This window comes from Gilliamella apicola (assembly GCF_003202915.1).
GTDB classification, from domain to species: Bacteria; Pseudomonadota; Gammaproteobacteria; order Enterobacterales; family Orbaceae; genus Gilliamella; species Gilliamella apicola_Q.
Map to the genome: position 1 here is coordinate 982,520 of NZ_QGLP01000004.1, position 21,228 is coordinate 1,003,747.

The 21,228-nt window shown below is 33.9% G+C and carries 17 protein-coding genes and 2 tRNA genes; 12 read left to right on the forward strand and 7 right to left on the reverse strand.

Going from position 1 to position 21,228, the window contains the following annotated elements:
- Positions 1-69 precede the first annotated feature (69 nt).
- Together DKK79_RS05900 and DKK79_RS05905 are read right to left on the reverse strand one after the other, a co-directional pair.
- Positions 70-486, reverse strand: a complete 417-nt coding sequence (locus tag DKK79_RS05900) for an RbsD/FucU family protein (protein ID WP_110423259.1) — start codon at positions 484-486, stop codon at positions 70-72.
- Between the two features lie 51 nt (positions 487-537).
- Complete coding sequence (locus tag DKK79_RS05905; protein WP_110423260.1) at positions 538-1,302, reverse strand: SDR family NAD(P)-dependent oxidoreductase; 765 nt, start codon at positions 1,300-1,302, stop codon at positions 538-540.
- Positions 1,303-1,672: 370 nt separating this feature from the next.
- Between DKK79_RS05905 and DKK79_RS05910 the strand changes: the two genes are divergently transcribed.
- The 6 genes from DKK79_RS05910 (at position 1,673) to DKK79_RS05935 (ending at position 8,344) form a co-directional block, all read left to right on the forward strand.
- The gene (locus DKK79_RS05910) at positions 1,673-2,689 is read left to right on the forward strand and encodes a TRAP transporter substrate-binding protein (protein ID WP_110423261.1); all 1,017 of its coding nucleotides are present in this window, start codon (positions 1,673-1,675) and stop codon (positions 2,687-2,689) included.
- 25 nt (positions 2,690-2,714) lie between these two features.
- On the forward strand, positions 2,715-4,580 hold the full coding sequence (locus DKK79_RS05915) for a TRAP transporter large permease (protein WP_110423262.1): 1,866 nt from the start codon (positions 2,715-2,717) through the stop codon (positions 4,578-4,580).
- Positions 4,581-4,776: 196 nt separating this feature from the next.
- Positions 4,777-5,823 carry a LacI family DNA-binding transcriptional regulator gene (locus DKK79_RS05920; RefSeq protein WP_110423263.1) on the forward strand — a complete coding sequence of 349 codons (1,047 nt, stop codon included), beginning with the start codon at positions 4,777-4,779 and terminating at the stop codon, positions 5,821-5,823.
- Positions 5,824-6,078: 255 nt separating this feature from the next.
- Positions 6,079-6,861, forward strand: coding sequence for a basic amino acid ABC transporter substrate-binding protein (locus DKK79_RS05925; RefSeq protein ID WP_110423264.1), 783 nt, complete (start codon positions 6,079-6,081; stop codon positions 6,859-6,861).
- A gap of 12 nt (positions 6,862-6,873) precedes the next feature.
- Complete coding sequence (locus tag DKK79_RS05930) at positions 6,874-7,635, forward strand: amino acid ABC transporter permease (RefSeq protein ID WP_110423265.1); 762 nt, start codon at positions 6,874-6,876, stop codon at positions 7,633-7,635.
- A complete protein-coding gene (locus DKK79_RS05935) occupies positions 7,622-8,344 on the forward strand; it encodes an amino acid ABC transporter ATP-binding protein (protein ID WP_110423266.1) in 723 nt (240 codons plus the stop codon). The genes DKK79_RS05930 and DKK79_RS05935 overlap by 14 nt, the downstream gene beginning before the upstream one ends.
- Before the next feature lie 103 nt (positions 8,345-8,447).
- On the opposite strand, the gene fabB is transcribed toward DKK79_RS05935, so the two are convergent.
- A complete protein-coding gene (gene fabB / locus DKK79_RS05940; protein ID WP_110423267.1) occupies positions 8,448-9,659 on the reverse strand; it encodes a beta-ketoacyl-ACP synthase I in 1,212 nt (403 codons plus the stop codon).
- A 310-nt stretch (positions 9,660-9,969) separates the two neighbouring features.
- Here fabB and DKK79_RS05945 point away from each other — a divergent pair, with 310 nt between their 5' ends.
- Both DKK79_RS05945 and DKK79_RS05950 read left to right on the forward strand, forming a co-directional pair.
- Positions 9,970-11,235 (forward strand): putative DNA modification/repair radical SAM protein, encoded by a 1,266-nt coding sequence (locus DKK79_RS05945; protein WP_110423319.1) that lies wholly within the window; start codon positions 9,970-9,972, stop codon positions 11,233-11,235.
- Between the two features lie 3 nt (positions 11,236-11,238).
- The gene (locus tag DKK79_RS05950; RefSeq protein WP_110423268.1) at positions 11,239-12,030 is read left to right on the forward strand and encodes a TIGR03915 family putative DNA repair protein; all 792 of its coding nucleotides are present in this window, start codon (positions 11,239-11,241) and stop codon (positions 12,028-12,030) included.
- A gap of 61 nt (positions 12,031-12,091) precedes the next feature.
- Here DKK79_RS05950 and DKK79_RS05955 read toward each other — a convergent pair whose 3' ends face one another.
- The gene (locus tag DKK79_RS05955) at positions 12,092-12,850 is read right to left on the reverse strand and encodes an MlaA family lipoprotein (RefSeq protein ID WP_110423269.1); all 759 of its coding nucleotides are present in this window, start codon (positions 12,848-12,850) and stop codon (positions 12,092-12,094) included.
- A gap of 127 nt (positions 12,851-12,977) precedes the next feature.
- Here DKK79_RS05955 and DKK79_RS05960 point away from each other — a divergent pair.
- Positions 12,978-13,049: transfer RNA gene (locus DKK79_RS05960), tRNA-Arg, on the forward strand.
- 1,021 nt (positions 13,050-14,070) lie between these two features.
- Here the strand turns inward: DKK79_RS05960 and DKK79_RS05965 are convergent.
- Together DKK79_RS05965 and DKK79_RS05970 are read right to left on the reverse strand one after the other, a co-directional pair.
- The gene (locus tag DKK79_RS05965) at positions 14,071-14,817 is read right to left on the reverse strand and encodes an acyltransferase (protein WP_110423270.1); all 747 of its coding nucleotides are present in this window, start codon (positions 14,815-14,817) and stop codon (positions 14,071-14,073) included.
- A gap of 831 nt (positions 14,818-15,648) precedes the next feature.
- Positions 15,649-16,230 carry a serine acetyltransferase gene (locus tag DKK79_RS05970; RefSeq protein ID WP_110423271.1) on the reverse strand — a complete coding sequence of 194 codons (582 nt, stop codon included), beginning with the start codon at positions 16,228-16,230 and terminating at the stop codon, positions 15,649-15,651.
- A gap of 1,050 nt (positions 16,231-17,280) precedes the next feature.
- On the opposite strand from DKK79_RS05970, the gene DKK79_RS05975 reads away from it, so the two are divergent.
- Together DKK79_RS05975 and DKK79_RS05980 are read left to right on the forward strand one after the other, a co-directional pair.
- On the forward strand, positions 17,281-17,946 hold the full coding sequence (locus DKK79_RS05975; RefSeq protein ID WP_110423272.1) for a hypothetical protein: 666 nt from the start codon (positions 17,281-17,283) through the stop codon (positions 17,944-17,946).
- A 1-nt stretch (position 17,947) separates the two neighbouring features.
- Positions 17,948-18,280, forward strand: coding sequence for a tail fiber assembly protein (locus tag DKK79_RS05980; protein WP_110423273.1), 333 nt, complete (start codon positions 17,948-17,950; stop codon positions 18,278-18,280).
- A 507-nt stretch (positions 18,281-18,787) separates the two neighbouring features.
- Here DKK79_RS05980 and DKK79_RS05985 read toward each other — a convergent pair.
- Positions 18,788-18,864, reverse strand: a tRNA-Val gene (locus DKK79_RS05985).
- Between the two features lie 300 nt (positions 18,865-19,164).
- Here DKK79_RS05985 and recQ point away from each other — a divergent pair.
- A complete protein-coding gene (gene recQ / locus DKK79_RS05990) occupies positions 19,165-20,994 on the forward strand; it encodes a DNA helicase RecQ (protein ID WP_110423274.1) in 1,830 nt (609 codons plus the stop codon).
- The last annotated feature ends 234 nt before the right edge of the window (positions 20,995-21,228 follow it).

Consider the following 21,228-nt stretch of genomic DNA (forward strand, 5'->3'; position numbering starts at 1 on the left):
AGAAAAATACTCAAACTTCGTTTGAGTATTTTTTTGTGATGAATAATAGAGATGAAAGTGAAAAACTCGCTAAGCCACCACTCCAACAGTTAGTAATATATTGGCGAATCGCCGATTTTCACCGGTTGCAATAACTAACAATGTATCGTTTGATTTAGCTAATGAATAAAATTCATTACGTGCAACATGTGCTATTTCTACTGCTTCAGGGAGTAGTTTTTTGTATTCTGCTTCAATTTCATTAACAAAATCAGCTGGGCTTTCCATTAAAACGGCTTTTTCAACATTAATATATTTTAAGATTTTTTCGAGAATCAATGTACTTTTAATCTCTCCCACACAGAAATTAAGATAGACAATTGTGGCATTAGGTGAAGAGTTTGTCACAAAAGAATAATTACTATCGGCAATTAATATATTTGTTTTATGCCCGCATTTTGCTAATGTTTCTAATAGCTGCGGATGAAGAATTTCAGTTTTTATCATACAATTTTCCTTGTTTCTTGACATAACTTTACATTATGTCAAGTCAACTAATTACATTCTATAAACTCCACCATTAATATCGATTGTCGCGCCAGAAACAAAACCGTCGTATTCTGATGCTAAAAATTTAATAACCCGCGCGACATCTTCAGAACTACCAGCTCGACCTAATGGAATGGATCTTATGGTTTCATCTGCTGACTCTTTAGTGGTATGCTGATTGTGAAAACGAGTACCAAGAATAAGACCAGGCGCAACAGCATTAACTCGGATACCATGCTCACCAAGTTCTGCAGCTAAAGATCGCGTCCAAGTTAAAACCGCACCTTTGGTCATTGAGTAAACTAATGAACCAGCATGACCACCAGATCGACCAGCTAACGACGCTAGATTGATAATACTAGCACCATCTTTAGCTTGTTTTAAATATGGTAGTGCATTTTGGGTAACATTTAACATGGTAGTCATATTGACATCAATTACGGTTTGCCAAAATTGTTTATCAATTTCACCTAACCATTTTCTGGCAATAATTCCGCCTACATTATTGATAAGAATATCAATGCCACCTAAAAATTTTGCTGCCGCATTAACACATTGTTGTGTTTCTTCTTCTTTGGTTAAATCTGCGTAACCATATTCGGCTCTTTGACCTAATTTATTGGCTAGCTCAACTAACTCTTTAGGGCCTTCTTCGCCACTAAAATAGTGCAGGTAAACATCACAACCGGCTTCAATCAGCTCTTTTGCTGTTGCTTTGCCGATACCTTGTTCTGCACCTGTAATAAATACTTTTTTACCAGATAACTTACCCATTTTTATCTCCTTTTAGATAATTTATGTGAAATAAAATTTGACTGTTACTGGTAACGGGATGAGTTTTAAATTATATAGCCAATTTTTTTAGAAAATGTGACATAAATCACAGAATAAAATAATCGTATTTTTATCAAAATAGTAGCTTTAGTCGATCAAGCTAGGTTGCAACAAGTAATTCACTAAAACGTTACAGTTTAATTATTTTTCTTAAATATGATCTAAATCACACATTTAACATTTTCTTAAAAAACTTGTTTACTAATTTATCTAATTGAAATTATAGTTAACTATAACGTTACAGTAAAACGTTATAGCTGGTACGGGATGAAAAAGTTTTTTGCAATTAATCTAAATTAAGGTTTTTAATATGAATAATTTAAAACAGCTATCAACAAAAATTATAACTGGCGCTGTATTGTGCTTGTCCTCTTTTGCATTGGTTCCGCAAATATCTTATGCGGCACCTCAAGTTAATGTCAGAGTTTATTCTTCCCTACCTGAAAACGATAATTCTGCTCATTATATATGGTATGCCAGCTTCAAAGAAAATTTAGCCAAACGAGTAAATGATAAAGTTAAATTTAGCTATTTTCCTAATGCCATGTTAGGTAAAGAAGCCGATGCTGCACAACAGGTAAAAATTGGTGCAATTGATATCATGATTTCGGGTACGTCTATTTGGTCTACGATTGTACCAGAGATAGGTATTCTTGATTCAGGTTATTTATTTAATGATATGGATCATGTCGGTCGATCATTAGATGGTGATGCGGGTACCAAACTTGCTTCAATTATGCAAACAAAAGCCAATATTAAAGTATTAGGATTTGGTTATAGCTTGGGTGCAAGAAATATCTATACCAAAAAACCAGTCAATCAACCGGAAGATTTGAACAGTCTTAAAATTAGAGCACTTCCAGTACCTAACTTCCTTGAAACCATAAAAAGTATGGGGGCTGTGCCAATTCCTATGCCTGGTGGTGAAGTTTATTCTGGCTTACAGATGGGGGTTATTGATGGTGTTGAACACGATGCACCGACTGTTTTGACCAGTAAATATTATGAACAAACTAAAAACGCTATTTTAAGTCAACATATTTATAACCCAATCGTAGCGGTAATGAATAAAAATGCTTTTGAACGCCTTCCAGCTGAACTTAAAGAGGATTTTATTGCGGCAGCTAAAGAGGCAACCGATCATGAAAGAAGTTTATCGGCAAGTTCTGAACAAAAAGCTATCGATGAACTTAAATCACTAGGTGTCAATTTTGTTACTGTGGATAGAGCTTATTACAAAGAAAAAACAAAACATGTGCATGAAGATTTTGTTAAAAAATATCCACAAACAAAAGAAATTGTAGAATTTATTCAATCAATTGAATAATTTAGAGTGTTGTCAGGAGAAAGTTATGTCAGATATTACTGGTACAAACACATTACTTGTCCCAGTGATATCCCCATTAAGTCGATTTTTAACAAAAATAACTGCGATTTTAGGGGGATTATCACTCTTTATTAATGTTCTTGTGGTATTTTCATCTGTTATATTTCGCTATGCTTTCCATTCACCTTTAGAGTGGGCGGAAGAGGTAGCTAGAGCATTAATGATAGCGTTAGTCTTTTTCGGTGTTGCCACTTCTTCAGGCAGAGGTGGGCATATAGGGATAGATTTATTTTTAGGATTATTACCTAGCTCGCTAAGAGCCTATGTTGTGCATAGTACTCGCTGGATTTTAGTCTTTGTCTCAATTGGTCTCGTCATTTCAAGTTATGATTTGGTTTATATATCGTTAGAACAAACAACTGAAACCGGCATGCCGTTAGCATTATTTTATATACCGGTATTTATTGGCGCTATAGTCATGTTTGTTGCAACGTTAGAACATGTATTTCAACAAGAAAAGAAAATAGTATTGAGAAGTGGTATTGGCGTTTTAGGGTTAATTGTTATTGGTTTTACTGGTTATTCATTATTTCCTGAATTAGAGTCATTACCAGCCTTTTTTATGTTTGCTTGTTTTTTCTTAGGAATTATAGCTGGGATTCCGATAGCCTTTACTTTGGGTCTATCTTCGATGGTATTTTTCTTAAGTAATCCAACTTTACCATTTGTATTTTTCGCCCAACAAGTTTCGGCAGGCGTAGACCATTTCGTATTATTAGCGATACCATTTTTCTTACTTGCTGGTTCGGCAATGGAAATCAATGGTATGTCTTCTCGTTTAGTCGAATTTATTGTTAGAGGAATGGGTAGATTCAAAGGCGGTTTGAATATGACTACCGTGTTATCCATGGCCTTTTTTTCTGGTATTTCTGGTTCAAAATTAGCTGATGTAGCCGCAGTCGGTGGCGTATTAATGCCAGCGGTAAAAAGAACAAAGCAGAGTCGCGAAGATGCAGCCGGTGTATTTGCCGCCTCAGCGGTAATGGCTGAATCAATCCCTCCTTGTGTTAATCTGATCGTTATGGGCTTTGTTGCAAATATTTCAATTGGTGCTTTATTTATTGCCGGTATAGTACCAGCCGTATGTTTGTTAATTATTTTATTAATCACGGCTAATATTTTTGGAAAGAAAATCAATGTATCGGATGCTTATCCTGTTCTTATGCCTAAAAAACAGTTAATCCTTGGTGCAGCTGTTGGGTTATTAATGATTCTTATGATTGGTCGTGGTGTGGTGGCTGGAATTGCTACATCAACAGAAATCTCGGCTTTTGCTGTGGTTTACGCTATAGTCGTTGGTCGCATTGCATTTAGAGAATTAACCTTAAAAGCAACCATCAAATTGTTTATTGATATGTCAGCCATGTCAGGGATGTTGTTATTTATTGTTGCCTCAGCAACAAGTTTATCTTACGCATTAACCATTGAGATGATCCCGCAAAAATGTGCTGATATCTTGGTATCTATCGGTACTAATCATGGCGCATGGTTATTTTTAATCTTATCGATTTTAATACTCATTGTATTTGGCTCTGTATTAGAAGGTGCACCAGCATTAATTATATTTGCTCCTATTCTGGTACCAATTGCAATTCAACTAGGATTCCATCCATTACATTATGGTATAGTAATGGTTTTTGCTATGGGTTTTGGATTGTTTTCTCCGCCAATTGGATTAGGGCTCTATGCTACCTGTACCATTTGTGGAGTAACAATGAAAGATGTTATGAAACCTATGCTTAAATATCAGATGGTAATATTTGTTGGAATAATCTTAGTCGCTTTATTCCCATTTATTACAACATGGTTACCTAACATAATGGGATATTAATACCATCAATTTGCTAGTTAAGTTTTACTTAATTAGCAAATTAATTTTTAATCAACTAGTGTAATTGTAAACAACTTGATTAACATAATTACCATCTTTATTTATACTCATCTTTTAAAATAAGTTCAGTTGTTACTAAACTTTTTGTATAGTGTATTTTATCTAAAAGCGTATAAAAATCTTTAAGGAATTTAGTATGGTTGACATTCGCGATGTTGCTAAACATGCCGGCGTCTCTGTAAGTACTGTCTCTAATGTATTAAATGGCCGAATAGACCAAATGCGAAAAGAAACATTAAAGCGCATAGAAGAGAGTATCAAAGTATTAAAATATCATCCGAATAAACTTGCGCAACAATTGAAAACCGGACATGTAAAGATGTTAGGGATATTAGTTCCTTCCATCATGAATCCAAATTTTGCTGCCTTAGTTAACAACATTGAATCAATAGCTAAAGAAAAATATGGTTATCAAGTCCTATTGGCCAACACCTCTCGTCAAGATAAACAAGAAAAATTGTTTCTCAATGATCTGCTGTCTTTTGGGGTTAAAGGTGTCATAGTGGTTTCATCGTCAATTGAAAAGAAACATTTTATTAACGCCATTAATAAAGGGATGGTGATGGTAAATTATGACGGATTAACTTCAGAGGAAGCTCATAACAACAAAAAAATTCTGATTGATAGTATTTCAATGGATAATTTCCAAGCAGGAAAACTTGCAGCAGATTTTTTATTACAGCAAGGGTGCAAAAATATTGTCTTTGCTACGATAAAAGGAAATATTACCAGTCGGAATAACAAAATATTAGGTTTTTTAGATAGTTTAAAAAGTGCCGGTTTAAGTACTAATAATCGTATTATTGAAGGTACGGCGCAATTTGCTTATGGTGATAGTGAATTAGCGGAAATAGGTAAATTATTGGCAAATGAAATTATCAAAAACAACAAAGCGTTGCCTGATGGAATAGTCGCTATTAACGATATGTTAGCGATAGGTATTATTTCTGAATTAACTCGCTTAGGCGTGAAAATCCCGCAAGATATCTCCGTTATTGGTATCGATAATATGTTTTTAGATACCCTGTTTAGTCCGTCATTAACATCGATAGCTTCACCATTATCGGATATGGCAACATTAATGGTTGATCGCCTAATTGCAATGCTTAATGGCGATAAAATCGAACCTCGCGAGTTTCTATTTAAACCTTACTTAGTTAAACGAGAATCGGTTCGTTATTGATATCAATCAATGAAAACGTGAATGGTTAGTGGTATTAGTTAATATCCTTAATTTCATACTGAATGAAGATTTGCAATGAGCAGCAACGGTAAAAATAGAACGCAATTGACCTAAAAAGTTGAGGGGCAGGGTATCTAGCCTCTCGAAATGCATCAATCTTTTAATCAAGAATAATAATCAAGTTAAATAATAAGTTGCAATATTTTGCTTAAAAGTTATTATATTTTGAACACTTATTTATGGATAGGACTGTGTATGCGCAACTCTCTTTTTACTGTTATTTTATCTTCATTGTTATTATTAATCTCTTCATTTAGTTTTGCTAGCGAGCAAACTTATGTGGTTGGTGCTGGTGGAACCTATCGACCCTTTGAATACGAAAATAGTGATAAACAATTAGAAGGTTTTGATATTGATCTTATTAAAGCGATTGCTGAAGTACAAAACTTCAACATCAAATTAATCAACACCCCTTGGGAAGGTATTTTTGCTACTTTAGATAATGGTGAACGCGATATCATTATTTCAGGTATTACGATTACGGATAAACGTAAAAATTCTGTCGATTTTTCATTGCCTTATTTTCCTGCTGAACAAGTTATCGTTTCACAAAATTCAACTGAGATTAAATCAATTAATGATTTAAGTAGTCATACTGTTGGAGTAGTTAACGGTAGTACTGCTGATGTGGTTGTTTCTAAAGTATTAGGTAAAAATAGTACGGCAATCAAACGTTTTGATAATACTCCGTTGTTACTTCAAGAACTTTATGAAGAAGGCATTAGTGCTGCGGTTGGTGATGTTGGTGTAGTTAAGTTTTATATCAAAATGCACCCCGGCAAAGATTTTAATTTAGTTTATGATGATACGTTTGAATCGCAATACTTTGGTATAGCTGTCGCTAAAGGTAATACTGAGCTACGTAATAGCATCAATGAAGGACTTAAAAAGATTGTTGCAAACGGGACTTACGCTGCAATTTATAAAAAATGGTTCGATAGCAATGTTCCATCTTTACCATTAGATTCTAAAGAGTAAAGTGGAATTGTCATGGCATTTAATTGGCAAATTGTTGAAGAATATACCCCCCTTTTTATAGAAGGGGCAAAAACTACCGTTCAATGTACTATTATTTGTGTGATTTTAGGGACATTATGGGGATTGACTTTAGGTATTGGACGAACAGCATCCACCAAATATGGTTTGTGGAAATGGGTGCTTTATTATGGCGTGCAATGGCCTGTCAAAATTTATGTTAGTGCTTTTCGCGGTACACCATTATTTGTACAAATCATGGTAGTGCATTATGTTTTAATGCCGTTTTTTCTAAATCCGCGTGATGGATTATTGGTCTCTGATAATCTTATCTCAGTGGCTACCGCTCGCTATTGGCGTTCGGAGTATGGTGCTTTTATTTCTTGTGTTACGGCAATTACATTAAATGCTGGAGCCTATATTTCCGAAATTTTTAGAGCAGGTATCGAATCAATCGATAAAGGCCAAATGGAAGCGGCAAGGTCACTTGGAATGAGTTATGGCAGTACCATGCGTAAGGTGATTTTACCGCAGGCTTTTAAACGCATGCTTCCTCCGTTAGGTAATAATGCCATTGCTATTTTGAAAGACTCGTCACTCGGTGCTGCCATCGGTCTTGCTGATTTAGCTTTTGCCGCAAGAACATCAGGTGCTGCGTATGGTTCTTACTCTGAACCTTATATTGTTATTTCCATAGTATATTGGGTAATGACGTTCTCGCTTTCATTATTGGTTAAATATTTAGAAAAAAGGTTAGGCAAAAGTGATTCACATTAAAAATCTACAAAAACAATTTGGTACTATCCATGTGTTACGTGGTATTTCTTGTGATATTCAGGAAAAAGAGGTGATTTCAATTATAGGTCCTTCCGGATCAGGAAAAAGCACTTTTTTACGTTGCATTAATGGATTAGAAGATATTACTTCAGGGGAGATTGAAGTTAATGGATTTAAATTACCTGACGCTAAAACCAATATTAATCAATTGCGTGAATCGGTAGGTATGGTTTTTCAACGCTTTAATCTTTTTCCGCATATGACAGTGTTGCAAAATCTCATTTTGGCACCAATGGATGTAAAGAAAATGCCCAAAAATGAGGCCATAACTAAGGCGGAAGGTCTGTTAGTTAAGGTTGGATTGATTGATAAGATTGATGCTTATCCCAATCAATTATCAGGTGGACAACAACAACGTGTTGCGATTGCTCGTGCATTAATGATGGACCCGAAAGTGATGCTTTTTGACGAACCAACTTCGGCGCTTGATCCTGAGTTAGTTGGTGAGGTATTGGCGGTAATGAAGTCACTCGCGCAAGAGGGGATGACCATGGTGGTTGTCACCCATGAAATGGGGTTTGCCAGAGAGATGTCGACTCGGGTTATTTTTATCGATCAGGGTATTATTCAAGAACAAGGCTCGCCTGAGCAAATCTTCACTCGACCACAAAATGAAAGAACCCAGTTGTTTTTAAGTAAAGTGTTATAACTATCCTCATCTAACAACTGATTAACTATGCAATCCGCAATAAAAAATCGCACTAACCAATGGCTAGTGCGATTTTCAACTTGGAGTTACATACAAACTGGTTTTATGCTTTATATTTTTTCATTACAATTGAAGCATTAGTACCACCAAAACCGAAACTATTTGACATGACTGTCGTTAATTCACGCTCGGTCGGTTCGGTGATAATGTTCATGCCTACTGCTTCATCAGCAAGTTCATCAATATTGATGCTTGGTGTGATAAAACCGTGTTCAAGCATAAGTAGTGAGTAGATCAATTCTTGGGCTCCCGTTGCACTTAATGAGTGACCTGTCATTGATTTAGTTGAAGAGATAGCCGGGATGTTATCACCAAATACTTGTTTAATTGCCCATAATTCTTTAACGTCACCAACAGGTGTTGAAGTACCGTGAGTATTGATATAATCAACTGGTCCATCAAGATCTTGAATAGCTAGTTGCATACAACGCATTGCACCTTCACCAGATGGCGCAACCATGTCATAACCATCAGATGTTGCGCCATAACCAACTAATTCACCATAGATGTGCGCGCCACGGGCAAGAGCATGTTCAAGCTCTTCAACCACCACCATTCCTGCACCGCCAGCAATAACAAAACCATCACGGTTTTTATCATAAGCACGAGATGCTTTTTCTGGTGTGTCATTATATTTGGTGGATAATGCACCCATTGCGTCAAATTCACATGACATTTCCCAACATAATTCTTCACCACCACCAGCAAAAACCACGTCTTGTTTACCAAGTTGGATAAGTTCAGCTGCATGACCAATACAGTGAACAGAGGTTGCACACGCAGATGTCATTGAGTAGCTAATACCTTTAATTTTAAATGGGGTAGCTAGACATGCAGAAATTGCTGATGACATTGATTTCGTTACTGCATAAGGGCCAACACCTCGTAAACCTTTTTCTTTCATGCCAGCAACAACATTGTATTGAGTTTTAGTTGAACCACCATAACCAGCAATGAGACCAGTGCGCGGATTAGATACTTGTTCTGGGGTTAATTTTGCATCTTCGATTGCTTGTTGTAGTGCAAGATACCCATAAATAGAAGCATCGTTCATAAAACGGACAACTTTACGATCTATTAATCCAGTGGTGTCTAATTTAACATTACCACATACATGACTTCGCATTCCGCTATCTTTCATTTCTTGCGAGAAAGTAATACCGCTTCGGCCCACTCTCAACGACTCTAAAACTTCTTTAGTATTATTCCCAATGCTTGAAAGAATACCTAATCCGGTAATTACTACACGTTTCATCTAATGCTTTACTCCTAAGTTAACTGGCTTCGTATGAAAAATTGGACTGATTATAGCGTACACTTGTAAGCTGAACAATACCCTATGATTGATTTTATTTATTAATATTTAAATAAGGTGAGGTTTGTAAAATAAGTTATCAATAGCATTAATAATCTTTACATATTATTAATACTTCCTTAATAAAAATGCTTATGAAAGTGGTTCAATAGTACAAACCTTTGTTATTTTAGATCGGATTATTTACTTGCTAAGGCATCTAAAATCGCTATAATACTGTGAATATATACAGTTATTGGTGATAATTATGATTCAAGACAAAATGATATCAAAGCTTGAGATATTGGCGGAATCAGCAAAATACGATATTTCGTGTGCATCTAGCGGTACTTCTCGCAGTAATAAAAACAAAGGCATTGGTAGTGCTTCACGCTGTGGTATCTGTCATTCCTTTACTGCTGATGGCCGATGTGTTTCGTTACTAAAAATCATGTTGACCAATTACTGCATGTTTGATTGTGCTTACTGTATCAATCGCCAAAGCAATGATATTCCTCGCGCTGGATTTACGCCGAAAGAGTTAGCTGATTTAACGATTGAATTTTATCGTCGTAATTATATTGAAGGACTTTTTTTAAGCTCTGGTATTGTGCGTAGTGCTGATCATACCATGGAAAAAATGATTCGCGTGGTCAAAATTTTACGCCAAGAATATCACTTCAATGGTTATATCCATATGAAGGCGATCCCGGGGGCAAGTAATGAGTTAATTCGTGAAGCAGGGTTATTGGTAGACCGAATGAGTGTCAATCTTGAGATCCCAACGGAACGCAATTTGAAACTGCTTGCGCCGGATAAAGATCATCAAACTATCTATCAACCCATGCGCCATATTCAACAGAATTTGCTAGAAAATATTGAAGACCGTAAAAAACTCAAATCCACACCCAAATTTGTGCCAGCAGGACAAAGCACGCAGGTAATTATTGGCGCAACGGATGAAACGGATAATCAAATATTACAACTTACCGCTAAGTTATATAAACGGCCAAGTATGAAGCGAGTGTACTATTCGGGATTTATTCCGGTAAATAGTTATGATAAACGTTTACCCATACTGCAAGAAGTACCGAGAGTGCGTGAAAACCGTTTGTATCAAGCAGATTGGTTATTACGTTTTTATGATTTTAACGTCGATGAGATTGTTAATGATGATCATCCTGATCTTGATTTAACTGTCGATCCAAAATTATCTTGGGCGATTCGTAATCCACAGTTTTTTCCTGTCGATATAAATCGAGATAGTTATCGAAAAATTTTGCGCGTACCAGGTATTGGTGTGAAATCAGCAAAATTAATTGTGATGGCAAGACGACATCGAAAACTCAATATCGAAGCATTAAAACGGATCGGCGTGGTGCTCAAACGTGCGCAATTCTTTATTGTTTGTCATGAAATGAGAACCTTTAAATTACTTGATTCATCCGCTGAATATATTCGACTTAGTTTGCAAGATCAGCCTCTTATTGAAATTAACAAAGATCCTATTCCACAACAACTAGTGATGGGGTGGTAAGCTATGCTTGGGTTTTATTATGACAAAACTTTTGAAGGGCTGTTATGTGCGGTTTTTGATGCGTTTAAACTTAAAAAAATGCCTGAATGTTTGTTGACGGCTGATGACGTAGTGCCGCTTTTACTGTCGGAATCTCACCAAGTGGAATATCGGAACAGTAAATATGAAAGAGTATACACGGCATTACAGAAAAAGTTATCGCCGATCGCCCTAAATCAACTATTGTTTACGTGGTTATCTGAACTGCCTGAAAGTGACTTAATCATCTTTCGTTATATTTGCAAAGTTTTTAAATCAAACAGCCCAATTGAAACCGATTTTGGCGATCCAGATGTACTTGCTGTTCACGATATAGCAAAAAAAGTGAATAAAGAGAAGCATCATATACAGCAATTTGTACGATTTAATAGTATCCAAAACCCAGCAAGTGATATTGATGAAAAAATCTATTTTGCGGTTATTGAGCCTATTTATAATGCTTTACCATTAACCACACGATTTTTCAAAGATCGTTATGCTGACCAAAAATGGGCAATTTATGATGAAAAGCGCCAGTATGGTTATTTTTATAATTTAGAAAAGCTTGAGCAAATTTCGCTAAATGAGGATGATCATCTCATTGTTGATAACAAAATCAATCAAGATTATTTGACAGATGATGAAAAGCGTTTTCAAACCATGTGGTATCGTTATTGTAATGCGCTAACGATTAAAGAAAGAATTAACCCTAAATTACAACGACAAAATATGCCAAAACGGTTTTGGCATCATTTGCCGGAAATGCAAGGAAAATAAAAAACACCGAACAAATCGGCGTTTTTTATCAAATTTATTTAGTATTAAGGCGAAGCGAAAATTATTGGGCGTCGATATCGCCAATAATGCTGTTAATACTTTCTTGACGTTGTTTCTCTTTTTGCTCATCAACTTTACCGCCAGACGCATTAAAATCATTACGTTGGAAGTAAGCATTACGCATAAAGTTATAAGGATCATCGCTATTTTTAAGTAAATCTTCATACTCGATTGCTACGGCGCGAAGTTCTATACCATCAACAGCGCCACGCACTAATGCCCATTCCCAGTCTAACCAAACAAGTGGCGGATACAAAGAATCAACAAGATCACCACCTTCCTGACGAAGCGTTGCTGAACCATAGAAAGGCAACACAACATAAGGACCATAAGGCACATCGTAATGACCTAATGTCTGACCAAAACTATGTTTAGCACCTTTTTGTAACTGAGGATCAGCCATTCCTGCAACATCAAAAACACCAGCAACACCAAAAACGCTGTTGATGAAGAATCTGGCTAAATGTTTACCCGATTCTCGTCCTTCACCTTGTAAAGCACTATTGACCACCGATGCAGGTTCAGAAAGGTTAGATGAAAAATTCACAACGCCTTTACGTATTGGTGTTGGCACGTAATCTTTCCATACTACAGCAGCAGGGCGTAAAATATACGGGTCAAGTGCATAGTAGTTAAAATCAAACATGGTTTTATTAAAACCTGATAAAGGGTCACTATAGCTGTTAGTTTCAGGTTGATAGGTTGCGCAACTTGTCAGTGCCATAACTGAGAACATCATACCTATTATTCTTTTTTTCATAATGTTACCGAATAAAAATAATAAATTGTCGAATAAATGAATTGTATCATGTTTGTTCAAAATAGAAAATTTTTCATTAATTAAATGGCATTATCTTGATAAATTTATTAGAATAATCATCGTTGCTGACCTCATAGTTAAATGGATATAACGAGCCCCTCCTAAGGGCTAGTTGCAGGTTCGATTCCTGCTGGGGTCAAATTTAATATGTCAATCTATTCTATAAATTTATCAGCTATCAAACAGTCATTAGACTTTTTTAAAAATCTAGAGCATCTTTAAATTGTTTTTTGAGTTTTTCCCATTCTGTTTCTAAATATTTAAAAGGATTTGATAAATTTTATGCGAATCATATAATCTACGCTTCCAATTAGAGCCTCCTATATCACTAATCCTAGTTAATAGAAGAATTTCTTCTTTAACAAAATAAACGAGTTTAAGGATTTTTTGCTGGGAAGTTATGGCAATTTGGTAACGCTATTCCAACGGTACAAACAACAAATTGTATGATATTTGTGAGGTGAAATTTTGGAAGATTGATAGCGAATGAGTTTATCATTGCAGTATCGCTTTCTAATGATGCTAATAAGCAATTAGATCGAATTATTAAGAGGTTAACAATAAACAGAAAAAGTTATATTATCAAATTAGGTAAATACTCTATTTGTTGAAAAAAATGAAAGAAGATAACCTTAGAAAGGTTCACGAATTGATTCAAAATAAACCGTGGTGCTACGACATCCTAGATCAAATTCAAAAGTTGATTGATAATGAAAAATGCCTACCCATCAAACGCATTATGTCAATGAGTATGAGCTCAGTTATAAATAAAATTGAAAATCAGAAGTAGCTCCTAGTTTAATTGCTTGTTAATATCCTTAAAGTCAAAAAAATTGATTAATCAAACTAAACAAATAATTAATTTGAATATACACTGTTTATATTTGATAACTATAAAACAAGGAATTGATCAATTTTTTAAAATAGTTATTAATGCTTACAATTTATGAATCAGAATTCTTTCAAAACGTCAAATCGATTATTAATATAGCGCAAAAGTGTGCAAATATTAAATAAAAAGTAAATCAGAAAGTTAAAAAACAATGAAATAAAATTTCAAAATGAATGCTTTAATGAGCCTGAAATTAATAGATAAGCTCATAATCAAGTGATTAGAACTCTGCTTGCTGTTGTAAAATAGATTATAGATCTATTAACGTTTATTGAAATTCTCTTATATAATCACTAATTCTACAACTGTGCCAGTCAATATTTTCCTTTATGATTTTAGCAGGATTACCACCAATAATTATATTTTCTTCTAAAAAATTCTTGGTTACAATGCTACCCATCGCAACAATTGAATTATCAGATATTTGCGTATTTTTGGTTAATAATACTCTTTCACCAATCCAACAATGGTCGCCGATTGTTATATAATGCTCAGGTTTATTTAAGATTTGTCCAGAACTATGGTCTAAAATTGTATGACCATCGCCACTTATAGCTTTTATTCCATGGGAGTACAAACATTCATTTCCTGATATAAATCCTGAGTTATGTTCGATACATATAATAGATAATCCACCTTGAACTTTATTATCTCTACCAAAGCTAATAAAAAAATTATCGGCTAAATCAGCGATTATTTCTAAATTATTTAGTTCACTATTTCCTTCAATTTTTAAGGTGCCATTATTCGAATAGTCTATTTTAATAGATGAATTTTTAAAACTAGCGCTACTATCAATAATAATAGTATTATTATTACCAATAACATGTAGATTAATCCCAATTAAATAATCTTGATAATTGAAGTTATTTATTTGAATTTCATTATTATTATCTTTATAAATAATTGTGTTATTTTCACCAAAAATAATAGGAGGGGGAATTTCTGCTACAGCTTCTTGTTCATATATTTTTGAGTCTGACTTTTTACTAAATAACTTGAATAGGTTTAGCATTTAAATAACTCTCTTAATTACTTTTTACCACCTCAATTCTTACTGGAATTTTATATACTTGATATAAAACATTATGTTACAAATAATACTTTCTTAATTTAAACTATAAAGTGAATATAATATATGTTTTTTCATGTTTTGTAAAAATAAAATGATATTCAAAAAATTAAAAAACATCTATTTAGGTATAAACTCTATTTATTCAGTTATTACTTTATTTAAGAGAGTTAATTAGGTTTAATTTAGTATATGCTCGTTTTTTCAGACAAGTTATTTTCGAAACTAAAAATTTAGAATTAAGAAATAGCGTTTAGAATTTGTACTCTAGGCTGGATTTAAACCGATGGCTTATAATTATATCACGTAGATATGTATAGAGTACAATTATCGACAATTATTGAATAATAGCGCAATCTTAATTAAAAATGATTGCGCCATTATAAGTTTTGAAGATGAAGGTTAACAAAAACTACCATATGGATTGATTTTTCAATAAGTCGAGCCTATTTCATCTGCATATGTAGAATTAAGGTTGATAATAACATTGCTGGCAGCTGTTAAGACAAAAATCTTAAATTTGTGGTTACAATGATTGGTACAATTTAGGTAGCAATTGATCGTCTATTTATGGAGTGTAGTTATGATCGTTGTGTATATCTATGATGGAACTTTTGACAGTTAGCTAGATATTGTAGCTATCTGATGCCATTTTAATATAAATCAGTTATTTTAATATATAGAAGATAGTAGTGAATTACTGAAATTTCTATAAGCATAAAAAAGTTAAGCCAACTAGATATTTCGCTAAACATAATGGCTCTAGCTAATAATTTAATAAATTGTTTTTTCAATGATTTTATTCTTTTTCTCTGTGTAAACAATACAGTTATTGGGAATATCTCGAGTAATAAATGACATCGCGCCTATCTCTGTATTGTCACCTATTTTTATCTCACCACCCAAAATTACGCTTGATGCTCCGATCTTTACATTATCTCCAATTATTACCTTGAGAGGGTGGCTTTTCCAGCCTATGGTGACATTTTGGCGGCAAATAAAGTTATTCCCGATCTCTGCATTACCGTTAATGACAATGCCACAGAAGTGACTTATAAAAGGATTAAATCCAATATCTACATTTAAGGTTATTTCAATATTATAGTTTTTGATTAAGCCTAGGTTTATTAAATTTGAGATTGATTTTTGTTTTTTGCTTCCATGTAAATGCATTTCTCTAGCAAGCCTCCACCAAAACCAATAACGGGGGTTAAGATCTGTTGAGCGTGTGATAGTTTTTAGTAGTCTTGACCATTTAAATTTTCTTCTTTTGATTATATCTCTTCGCCAATGTTCTTTTAGTTGACTTAAATTATGAGTCATTAAAAAATGAATTATATGAAAATACTTAAACATTTTTGCTCCTTTTATACTGATTAAATAATATCATAAATGAAAAAGGACATATAGCCCTTAACATAAAGTTAAGCGCTTTTTAGGTTGATAAATCTGATATAATATTCACAATTAATACTTCATAGCATCTAACTATATAACAAAATCTATTATATTCCACATAGTGATATCAGTTTAGTAGCGAACAAAGTTATGATCGTCGTGACTATTGAGCACGTAACATTAGCCCGACACTTCTATTTCATTATCATTGGGCGTCATCCTAATATAAATAGATGTATTTTATTGTTAGTATGAGATTGAAAATGGTTAGTTTTATGAATCATAAACTAAAATATTTTATTCTTTAATTTTATTAATCAAATAGTTGTAATTTAATTATTAATCCTATCGTGACGGTCCTAGTGGGAAATGTTCTTTAGACGAATTGCATAAAATCTACCTACAACATGCAATAATGATTTCTCTTTTTATATAAATTTGAAGTGTAGATATTCCAAAGTTGGTTAAAGAAAGATTTTAACCGTGATTATGATCGTTTTATTTTTTGGCTCGGAATGGCGAGAAAGGGATTTTAAAGAAGATGGACAAAAGCTTTGAAAATCTATCAAAAAATTCAATGCTAAATGAAAGAAATCAAAATATATCAACACTTCAAAACACCATCGCTATAGATATGTGAGAAGATGATGTAGAAATGCTAAGATTATAGCTAAATATAGAATTTTGTAAACGCGTTGTTATATCGAACATTAATGATTTAGCCAATCTAAATAAAGTTAACAGATACACAAAACTTCACTATTTTACAAATGGTTTTATTTCTATTATTAATTATTTCTAATTGACTACACTTGTATCATTTTTTATTACAAATCCATTCATTAACTTAATTTTTTAGATTGTGGCATTATCTTTAACGAGTCATTTTATGAAATGCAGATCCAATGCACTTTATAAAGTACTCATAAACAGAACATTACCTGAAACACAATTAACTATTTCAATTATCTTATTGGTACTTTGAATTTTTGTTTAAAGGATGGAAATATGAGTGAAAAATTAACTAATTATCAATGTGGAACTACTTGTGAATCATTGGGCATTGAAACGCGCTCAATTATTAATAACAATCGGCCCGGGATTTATTATAGGTGCTCAGACACGTTAGGAAATGGACCTTGGTATGAGGCCCTTACAACCGCTAATGCATCTGCTGATCTAATTGGTGCTTTACCTGCGACAAAAAGTATTGTAAATGGAACAACTACCCACTCAATATGTTCTAATGTTGAGTTCAAAAAAATGCCGACTGTGGATGGTAAATCATTAATCACAGATTTAACTGATGTTGATAATAAAATTAACTCAATTAAAGATAGTTTAAATACTGTTAGTAATCGCGGATATGTTGTTGAGTCGTATCATAATGGTAACGCTTGGTATCGAGTTTATTCCGATGGATTTATTGAACAATCTGATGCTCAATATATAGAAACTAAGAGCATTAATGCAATACACGGAACATTCATTAATTTGCTAAAACCAATGAAATCATATAATTATGGAATAAGTATTGATAAGATTAATAGTGGTGCTTGGGCTCAAACTGAGTTTGCTTATGCAGAAGTTTATCCAACCGCGTTTTGGCTAGCATCGTTTACATCAAGCATTCCTGGAGCAGTACTAGTTCGTTGGACAGTAAGAGGATATTAATATGACAATTACAAATCAAGAATATGCAGAAGCAGCGATAAAAGCCAATGAGGAAGGTAGGGCGTTAAAAGTTGAAAATGATAAATTGACTCTCGTTGATCCGCAACCAATGAAGTTGACAGGTGAACAAATAATAACTCAAAATCAGCAATTTAAAGAATCGTTGTTGAAGGAAGCCAACATTGAAATTGATATCCTGAACGATAAGTTAGAATTCGATGCCGCAACTAATGACGATATTACATTGCTAAAGAAATGGAAACTATATCGGATTAATTTAAAAAAATTAGACGTCAATGATATCAATCTCACTTTCCCAGAAAGACCATATTAATTTTTAAAAAACACAAATACAATATTAAAAACCACCTTCGGGTGGTTTCTTATATCTAAAATTGGAGAAAATAATGCTATTTATTAATGGGAAAGAAATGGCTTCCATATATGATATATTGCTACTATATGAGTTATCTAATCAGAAGGGTAGTACACGCATTGGCTATCACGGCAGCAATCTACAAACTTAATTCGATAATTATGGACAATTTGCCTATTGTCTTTCGCAAATGGTTCCGAACAAATTTTCAAAGATGAACGTCAAATGTGTAAATTTGAAGCCTGATTATACAGATAAATAACCAAAAAAAACGCCATAGTTCTGTAAGGAATTAAAATCACCAGCTGAATTAGTAGTGTGATCAACTAAAATTTAGAAATTGGACTGCAAAAATTAGCTATTTTGATATTAACAATACAAACTTCTTATCAGAGGTTTTACCTCAACGGTTTTTTTAAAGCTAATTAGAATATCTTGTAAGTTTTGTAGGATAAGGCTTTGAATTGGTACGCCCGGGTGGACTCGAACCACTGACCCCCACCATGTCAAGGTGATGCTCTAACCAACTGAGCTACGGGCGTATATTTTGGAAACACGCAAATATTAGCGGGCAAATTGTTTTGTTTCAAGTAAAATAATTAAAAATAGCTGTTTTTTTAATCTGTCGAACAAATTTGATGGTAAAATAAGCAAAATTTATATTGAAAAATCGAATAATAGTCACATTTTTATTATTCTATTTCTACTCTAATCCAAACGATTATTCGAAATTGATTCAATTTTTATTATTGTTTATAAGTAAATGTAAGTTGCTAGTGGTTTGCCAGTTTTAAATTGGCTATACTCCACAACTTTATTAAGTATTACTGGTTCAGGTTATTATGTCACTAAAAGATCAGATTGAAGATGTTCTGCATAATGTTTTTGGCTATAAGTCATTTAGGAATCAACAAAAAGATATTATTGAATCAGTGATTGACGGACGTGATGTTTTAACTGTTATTCCGACCGGTGGTGGTAAGTCCCTTTGTTACCAAATTCCGGCGGTAGTTTTGCCAGGTACCGCTTTGGTGATTTCTCCGCTTATTTCCTTAATGAAAGATCAGGTCGATCAGTTATTGGTAAATGGCATTCCAGCTGCTTTTTTAAATGCGACTCAATCTGGAACCGAACAACAATATATTATTCAACAATATTTAAATCATTCAATAAAACTATTATATATTTCTCCTGAACGACTGGCAGTTTTTTCGTTTTTGTCAATGATTGAGCAACATCCACCATCCTTAATCGCTATTGATGAAGCGCATTGTATTTCACAATGGGGACATGATTTTAGACCTGAATATCGTCAATTAAATCATTTATCAATGCGCTTTCCCAAAGTGCCCATCATCGCTCTTACCGCCACTGCCGATAAAATGACGCAGCAAGATATTCTTAACCAGCTTAATTTAGTCGATCCGTTGGTTGTCGTTCGCAGTTTTGACCGACCGAATATTCGTTATACGGTGGTGGAAAAATTTAATCTCACAGAGCAAGTGGTATCATTTATTGAAACACAAAAAGGCAATAGTGGCATTGTTTATTGTTCTAGCCGTTCTAAAGTTGAAGATATGACAACCAGACTTGTAGCTCGAGGGTTTTCTGCTATGGCTTATCATGCAGGTCTATCAACAAATGAACGCCAAATCGCTCAAGAGAGTTTTTTAAAAGATAATACCCAAATCATTGTTGCAACGGTTGCTTTTGGTATGGGGATTAATAAGCCTAATGTAAGGTTTGTTGTTCATGCAGATTGTCCTCGTTCGATTGAGGCCTATTATCAAGAAACAGGTCGAGCAGGTCGTGATGGTGTCCCAGCAGAGGCGATACTGCTATTTAATAATAAAGATTTAAATTGGTATCAGCAGCAAATTGCTGAAAAATATGATAATGAGCAGAAGCAAGTGGAACAGCATAAAATTGAGGCGATTGAGTCGTTTGCTCAATGTATGACTTGTCGGCGGATTGTGTTGTTAAATTATTTTGGTGAACACCGAACCGAACCTTGTAATAACTGTGATATTTGTCTTTATCCACCTGAGCAATATGATGCATTGATTGATGCGCAAAAGATTTTGTCTTGTGTTTATCGAGTCGAACAACGTTATGGTGCGCAATATATTATTGATATTCTACGCGGATCAGGACGTTCGCAAATTAAAGATAATGGTCATGATAAGTTATCGGTCTATGGGATTGGTAAAGAGCACTCTTCTGATTATTGGCATAGTGTGATAAGACAGTTAATTTTTTTAGGTTATTTGCATCAAAATATTTCAACGTTTGTCACTTTGCAATTGACTGAAAATGCCAGGCCAATATTGAAAGGTGAAGTATCGTTAAAGTTAGCCAAACCACGATTAGAAATAGTTAAGAAAAGTCGTCTTAATCGTTATGCAAGGGCGATTAATTTAACCACTATTTTATCCTACGAAGAACGAATCTTATTTAATAATCTTAAGCGATTACGTAAACAGATTGCCGATATGGATGACATCCCTCCTTATATTGTATTTAGTGATGCAACCTTGCTTGAAATGGTGCAAACTATGCCAGAAAGTAAGAAACAACTTATTAACGTGTCAGGTGTTGGTAAAATTAAATTAGAGAAATACGGAGATCTGTTTTTAGAAGAGATTACTGATTTTACGCTTAAGAATAGATAACATGAGGTTTTAAGTTGTTCAAATTACTCCATCGGTAAAAAGTTAAGAAAGAGGGATTTTTAATGAAAAATGCCTTATTTAAGATGGTGTCTATGGTAAATTTTCTCGTAAATAATGTTGATTTAATAGCCTAATTGAATGCAAATCTTTCTTATCAATAATATGTTGTCAATTATTAAGTCGGCGATCGGCATCTTAAAGACTAATTTGACTGATTGTGGTATGATTAGCAAA